Here is a 279-nt window from a genome sequence, read left to right as displayed (position 1 = left end):
CGCTTGAAGATGCAGTAACGCAGATTAGCGGCGCTGTAGGTGATGTTGCTGGAGCCGTTAACCAAGCTGAACAAGACATTACTAAATTAAAACAGGATGTTGCAGGAATTCCTGATGTTGTATTTAAAGATGGGCGTTTTACAGATATAAAATTAACTGTAGAGCAAACAGAAGAATCTCTAACTAATAAGGCAGAAAAAACAGAAGTGAAGGAGTTAAGTGAAGATTTAACAGGGGTCAAACAAACAGTGAACACTGTAAAACAAACTTCTGATGAAA

General features: G+C 37.6%; 1 protein-coding gene. It reads left to right on the top strand.

What is annotated here, in order from left to right:
* A partial coding sequence (locus KVT37_RS32160; protein ID WP_217579020.1) for a hypothetical protein occupies window positions 1–279 on the top strand: 279 nt, incomplete at both ends.

This window comes from Mesorhizobium sp. GbtcB19 (genome assembly GCF_019091085.1).
In the GTDB taxonomy this organism is placed as follows: Bacteria; Pseudomonadota; Alphaproteobacteria; order Rhizobiales; family Rhizobiaceae; genus Mesorhizobium.
This window is presented reverse-complemented; position numbering and strand designations above follow the sequence as displayed.